The 6,717-nt window shown below is 58.2% G+C and carries 6 protein-coding genes; 2 read left to right on the forward strand and 4 right to left on the reverse strand.

The genetic code is table 11. The features are described from left to right. Positions 1-95: 95 nt before the first annotated feature. Positions 96-1,466: a peptide MFS transporter gene (locus tag PKC81_RS08965; RefSeq protein WP_324335237.1), complete on the forward strand. Its 1,371-nt coding sequence runs from the start codon at positions 96-98 to the stop codon at positions 1,464-1,466. Positions 1,467-1,471: 5 nt separating this feature from the next. Next, the gene (locus PKC81_RS08970; protein ID WP_324335239.1) at positions 1,472-2,149 is read left to right on the forward strand and encodes a DNA alkylation repair protein; all 678 of its coding nucleotides are present in this window, start codon (positions 1,472-1,474) and stop codon (positions 2,147-2,149) included. 115 nt (positions 2,150-2,264) lie between these two features. Here PKC81_RS08970 and PKC81_RS08975 read toward each other — a convergent pair whose 3' ends face one another. The 4 genes from PKC81_RS08975 to PKC81_RS08990 all read right to left on the reverse strand — a co-directional run. After that, positions 2,265-4,271 (reverse strand): acetyl/propionyl/methylcrotonyl-CoA carboxylase subunit alpha, encoded by a 2,007-nt coding sequence (locus tag PKC81_RS08975; protein ID WP_324335240.1) that lies wholly within the window; start codon positions 4,269-4,271, stop codon positions 2,265-2,267. A gap of 3 nt (positions 4,272-4,274) precedes the next feature. Next, the gene (locus tag PKC81_RS08980; RefSeq protein ID WP_324335242.1) at positions 4,275-4,682 is read right to left on the reverse strand and encodes a hypothetical protein; all 408 of its coding nucleotides are present in this window, start codon (positions 4,680-4,682) and stop codon (positions 4,275-4,277) included. After that, positions 4,679-5,686: a biotin synthase BioB gene (gene bioB / locus PKC81_RS08985; RefSeq protein WP_324335244.1), complete on the reverse strand. Its 1,008-nt coding sequence runs from the start codon at positions 5,684-5,686 to the stop codon at positions 4,679-4,681. Before bioB ends, PKC81_RS08980 begins: the two co-directional genes overlap by 4 nt. Then, positions 5,683-6,717 (reverse strand): methylmalonyl-CoA mutase family protein (locus PKC81_RS08990; RefSeq protein ID WP_324335246.1); only part of this gene is annotated, 1,035 nt, incomplete at its 5' end. The genes PKC81_RS08990 and bioB, both read right to left, overlap by 4 nt.

Here is a 6,717-nt window from a genome sequence, read left to right on the forward strand (position 1 = left end):
GCTAATGCCGCCAACGCCAATCATCGAAATTTACTGGCAAACGCTGCGCGAAACGATATGGCGGATGAAAGAATATTACTCGGGGGAGTTACAGAATGACCATTGCCGAAGCGACACCCGAAATCGATCTGACCGACCGATCCGATCGCGCCTTTTTGGGCCATCCCAAGGGGCTGGGCTATCTGGCCTTTGTCGAGGGTTGCGAGCGCTTTTCCTATTATTCGATGCAGACCTTGCTCGTGCTGTACATGGTCAAATATCTGCTGCTGCCGGAAAATGCTGCGGGGGTAATCGGTCTCGACTGGATGAAGGGTTGGTATGGCCTTGATGGTCAGCCCTTGGCGTCGAAGCTTTTCGGTGATTACACCTCGCTGGTCTATTTGACCCCTATAGCCGGCGGTCTGATTGCCGACCGCTGGTTGGGGCGGCGAACGACGCTGATCCTAGGCGGGCTATTCATGACGCTGGGCCATTTCCTGATGGCGTTTGAAAGTAGCTTCCTTTTCGCCCTGATGGCGCTGATCGTCGGCGTCGGCCTTTTCAAGGGCAACATCGCGAGCCAGGTCGGAGAATTGTACAAGCCCGAAGACCTGCGCCGCGCGATGGCATTCCAGATTTTCTACATCGCGATCAATGTCAGCGTGATTGCAGCGCCGCTGGTCGCGGGTACGCTGGGAGAGCGGGTGGGCTGGCATTGGGGCTTTGGAACCGCAGGCGCCGTGATGGTGATTGGCCTGATCCTCTACATCATGGCCGGGCCATGGCTGCCCGCTGACAATCGCCCTGCTAAGGCCAGCGAGGCAAAGGCGGTCAAAGAGCCGCTCACACGTCAGGACTGGCTGCGGATTGTTGCAGTGGTAGCACTGGTCCCGATATTGGCCGTGGCGCTGCTGACCAACCAGCAGATTTTCAACGCATATCTGGTATGGGCCGACACGCAGTTCCAGCTGACCTTTTTTGGCCAGAAGCTGCCGACCAGCTGGATGATCACCATCGATGCGATAGCCAGCTTCAGCATGCTGGCGGCGGTTGCGGCTTTTTACGTCTGGTATGGCAAAAGGCGGCAAGAGCCCGACGAACTCGGCAAGATGATCATCGGCAGCTTCTTCACCATCGCGGGCGGTCTTTGCCTTTATATGGCAGCAGTCACGCAGGGAGACGGCAAGATTGGTCTGTTCTGGCCGCTGATGTTCCACATCTTTAACAGCATAGGTTTTGCGCATATCCTGCCCGTCAGCCTTGCTTTCTTTACAAAGCTGGCACCGCGCGCGCTAAACGCGACGATCATAGGCATTTATTATCTGTCCTTCTTCGCGGCGAACAAGATCGTGGGCGAAGTCGGCACATGGTATGAAACCATGGCGACGCCGACCTTCTGGCTGTTCCATGTCGGAACCGCTGCAGTCGGGCTGGTTGCGTTCGTTATCTTCAAGCTTTTCCTCGCCAGACGGCTTTTGGGCAGCTGACATCCATGTCGCTCGCGGCGGAATTGCGCGCGCGATTGCTTGAAAAGGCTGACCGTGCCCGCGCACCAGCGATGCAGGCTTATATGAAGTCAGCCATGCCCTATATGGGCGTGGCGTCTGCCGACATCCGACGAACAGCAAGAGCGGTCTCTGCCGGGCTGGAATATTCCACTGCCGATGACTGGCGCGCCGACATTTTGGCGATCTGGCGCGGCGCGCACTATCGTGAGGAATATTACGCCGCCATCGAGCTAGCAGGGATGCGCTATGCGCGCCCGTTCCAACGCATGGATGCGCTGCCCATGTACCGCGAGATGATCGAGAGCGGTGGCTGGTGGGACATCATCGACGCCATTGCACCGCACCGGCTTTGGGACATTCTCGAAGCCGAGCGTGATGCGATGCGGGAAACCATGCTGCTTTGGGCCAAGGACGATAATATGTGGGTCAGGCGCAGCGCCATATTGTGCCAATTGCATGCAAAGGCGAAGATGGATCTCGAACTGCTCTACGCTTGTTTCGAGCCGTCTATCACTTCAAAAGAATTCTTCCTGCGCAAAGCTATCGGCTGGGTGCTGCGCCAATATGCGCGCACCGATCCGGACGAAGTGCGGCGCTATGTGACGACGAATGAAGAACGACTGAGCCCGCTCAGCAAGCGTGAAGCCCTGAAACATCTATGAGTCTTGATTGGTGATACCGTGGCCCTGAGCCTGTCGAAAGGCGTCTCACAGGTTGGCCAAACCCTTGAGGGTGCTTCGACAGGCTCAGCATTGCGGACTAAACAGTCGACGGAGGTTACTCCATCTCCAATATGATTGCATCAACGGCCAGGCTGTCTCCAGCCTTGGCGTTGACCGATTTCACCACGCCAGCTTTCTCGGCGCGCAGGATATTTTCCATCTTCATCGCCTCGACAATCGCGAGTGGCTGACCCGCCTCCACCTTGTCACCGACATCGACATGCACAGCCGTGATCAGGCCTGGCATCGGGCAGATAAGGAATTTGGAGAGATCGGGTGGGATCTTTTCGATCATATGCGTCGATAGCGGTGCAACATGTTCGGGCAGGCAGACCACGCTGTGGCTGGCACCGCGCGTCGTCATTTTGAAGCCCGACCCCGATTTGGCAACCTTGACCGCAAGGCTTTCGCCGTCGGCGATTGCATGCACCATCCGCGCGCCGGGGACATAGTCGGTCTGCAACTCCATCTTCTGCCCATCGACGGTCACCTGACCGTTGTGGACGATCACATCATGCTTCTGTTTGTCGACCGACACCAGCCAGTTGCGGATCGCAGGCAAGTTATCGCCCAACTGCCCGTCAATATGGCGCGCACGTTCAGAATTGCTTGTCGCGACCACACCGGCAATCGCGCATAACTTACGAATCAGGTCTTCAGACGCAGGTGCGCCTGCGAAGCCATCGGGATATTCCTCGGCAATGAAACCGGTGGTTAGCTCGCACGAGCGGAAACGCGGATGCTGCATGATTGCGGAGACGAAATCGATATTATGGCCAAGGCCTTCGAGTTCGAACCGGTCGAGCGCGGCAACCTGCTTGTCAGCGGCTTCGTCGCGGGTTTTGCCCCAGGTGATCAGCTTGGCGATCATCGGGTCGTAGAACATGCTGACTTCGCCGCCATCGGCAACGCCATCATCAACACGCACGCCATCAACGCCTCTTATATCCCCTGCCCAGCCCGGCACCGGCGGATTGTAGCGCACGATGCGCCCGGTGGAGGGAAGGAAGCCGCGATAGGGATCTTCGGCATAGACGCGGTTTTCGATTGCCCAGCCATCGATCTTGATATCATCCTGCGTCATGGCGAGCTTCTCGCCATAGGCGACGCGGATCATCTGCTCGACAAGGTCGATACCGGTGATGCACTCGGTGACGGGGTGCTCAACCTGCAGGCGGGTGTTCATTTCGAGGAAGTAGAAACTCTCTCCGGTCGGATCTGCACCCGATACAATCAATTCCACTGTACCCGTGCTGTAATAACCAACCGCCTTGGCGAGGGCGACGCATTGTTCTCCCATCGCCTTGCGCATCTTCGGCGTGACAAAGGGTGACGGCGCTTCTTCCACCACCTTCTGGTGGCGGCGCTGGATGCTGCACTCGCGCTCGTTGAGATAGAGGATATTGCCGTGCTTATCGCCGAGGATCTGGATTTCGATATGGCGCGGATTGAGGATGAACTTTTCGATGAACACGCGATCATCGCCAAAGCTGTTGAGGCCCTCGCGCTTCACGCTTTCGAAATTCTCGCGCACTTCCTGCTCGCTATAGGCAAGCCGCATCCCCTTGCCACCGCCGCCGGCAGACGCCTTCATCATCACCGGATAGCCAATTTCGTTCGAGATGCGCACGGCGTGCTCGGTATCCTCGATCTCACCGACAAAGCCGGGGACGACATTGACACCTGCTTCCATCGCGAGCTTCTTGGATTCAATCTTGTCGCCCATCGCCGCAATCGCGTTAACCGGCGGTCCGATAAAGGCGATGCCTTCTGCCGCCAGCGCCTCGGCAAAGCTCGTGCGTTCAGACAGGAAGCCATAGCCCGGATGCACTGCTTCGGCGCCAGTTGCCTTGCATGCCTCGATGATCTTCTCAGCGATCAGATAAGACTGCGCAGCGGGCGAAGGACCGATATGCACTGCTTCATCGGCATCGAGCACGAATGGCGCGCGTGCATCGGCATCCGAATAGACAGCAACCGTCTGGATACCCATGCGACGGGCGGTCTTGATAACACGGCGGGCAATTTCCCCGCGGTTTGCGATCAGGATTTTTTTGAACATGGTTTAACTTTCGGAGTTCGGTCGATAATCGATGACTTGAAGTGAGTTCGCGCCGCGCGAAATGTAGAAGATATATTCTTGATCTGCTGCGGGTGCTTTTTGTCCACATTGAACCGTTTTGCCCTGCGGGTCTGATATATCTCCGGTCACAATGCCAACCAATTCATCCGGTTCTAATGCTCCGCGCAATGTCTGTGACACTGCGATATTGCCAATTGCGACACCGGCTTCTGGAACTAAGTTTGACCCCAGCGATTTCCATTTGCCAACAACTGCGATGTCCGATGATTGTGCATCAATGGTCCTTTGTTGGACGAGGGTAGCTGGACACTTGGCGGCAACCTTGGGCAGTGGGTCGCCAGAGCCGCATCCGGCCAAGACAACAAAGGAGACCAGAACCGCTCGTTTCATTCCGCAGCCTCCAATGCCTTGCAGGCCCGCAAAGGCTCCTCAGTCTCCATCGGCACCAGCCCGAGCTTAGCCATTAACGCCGCATCCTTATCGTCCCCCGCATTTGCGGCAGTCAGCAACTTGTCGCCGGTAAAGATGCTGTTCGCCCCTGCCATGAAGCAGAGTGCTTGCGTTGCCTCACTCATGCTCTCTCGGCCAGCGCTCAGGCGCACCATGCTCAGCGGCATGGTGATGCGGGCAACCGCGATGGTGCGAACGAATTCTATATCGTCGATTTTCGCTAGCGGTGTATCCGCGAGCATGTCGCCCAACACAGTACCCTTCACCGGAACCAACGCGTTCACGGGTACGCTCTCCGGATGCTGGGGCAATGTTGCCAGCGTGTGGATGAAGCCTACCCGGTCAGCGCGCGTTTCGCCCATGCCGACGATCCCGCCGCTGCACACATTGATCCCCGCCTTGCGGACATGATCGAGCGTATCGAGCCGGTCCTGCATCGTGCGCGTGGTGATGATGTCATTATAACGCTCGGGTGAGGTATCGATATTGTGGTTGTAATAATCGAGCCCCGCCTCGGCGAGCATATCCGCCTGTTTGGGCGTCAGCATGCCGAGTGTCATGCAGGTCTCCATGCCCATCGCGCGGACCGATTTTACGATCTCGACAATCGCAGGCATGTCGCGATCCTTGGGGTTGCGCCAGGCGGCACCCATGCAGAACCGTTTGCTGCCCGCATCGGCGGCCTGCGCGGCCTTTTGGAGGACCTGCTGCACCTCCATCAGCTTGGTGGCCTCAACGCCGCTGTCGGCCTTCACCGACTGGCTACAATAGCCGCAATCTTCGGGGCAGCCGCCGGTCTTGATGCTGAGCAGGGTACATAGCTGGATCTGCCCGACAGCATGGTGCGCGCGGTGCACGGTCGCGGCCTGATAGACCAGCTCATCAAAAGGCAGGTCGAATAGCGCCGCGATTTCTTCGCGTGTCCAATCGTTACGAACGGTCACGCCGCTTCTCCCAATGGCGGCATGTTGTGACCGAGCAGGGTGAGCACATCGGCCGCGCACTCAACGACATTGCTGCCGGGGCCGTAAATGCCCTGCACGCCTGCATCACGCAGGTAATCATAATCCTGCGGCGGGATGACACCGCCGGCGATCACCTTGATATCGCTGCGGCCATTTTCTCGCAGGCGGTTGATCAGTTCGGGGATCAGCGTCTTGTGCCCGGCGGCAAGGCTCGAAGCGCCGACAATGTCTACATTCTCGCTCAATGCCAACACCACCGTCTCCTCGGGCGTCTGGAACAATGGGCCGGAAACGACATCGAAACCCATATCGGCAAAGGCCGAGGCGATCACATTGGCCCCGCGATCATGACCGTCCTGCCCCATCTTGGCGACCAGCAGCTTGGGTTTGCGACCAAGGCGGCGTTCGACGGCAGCGACGCCCTCGAGCACCTGATTGTAGCGCGCATCGCCATCATAGGCCGCGCCATAAACGCCCTTAACTGGCGTTGGCGTCGTTCCATAGCGACCGAAAGCCGTTTCCATCGCATCCGAAATCTCGCCAAGCGAAGCACGGTGGCGTGCGGCCTCGACCGCGAGTTCGAGCAGATTGCCATTGCCTTTGGCGCCCTCGGCCAAGGCGGCAAGCGCTGCACGACATTTCGCCTCGTCACGCGTCTCGCGCATCTTTTTCAGGCGGGCAATCTGTCCTTCACGGACAGCGTGATTGTCCACCTCCAGCGTTTCCAACTGGTCCTCGCTGGCAAGGCGGTACTTGTTGACGCCGACGATGACGTCATCGCCCTTATCGACGCGTGCCTGACGGGCAGCGGCGGCCTCCTCTATCATCGCCTTGGGCCAGCCAGCGGCCACGGCCTTGGCCATGCCTCCTTCGCTTTCGACGCGTTCGATAATCTCCCACGCCTTGTCGACCAGTTCCTGCGTCAGTGCTTCGATATAGTAACTGCCGCCCAGCGGATCGACGACATTGCACATGCCCGTCTCTTCCTGGATCACGATCTGCGTGTTGCG

The organism is Sphingorhabdus sp. (assembly GCF_035329025.1).
Lineage (GTDB): Bacteria > Pseudomonadota > Alphaproteobacteria > Sphingomonadales > Sphingomonadaceae > Sphingorhabdus_B.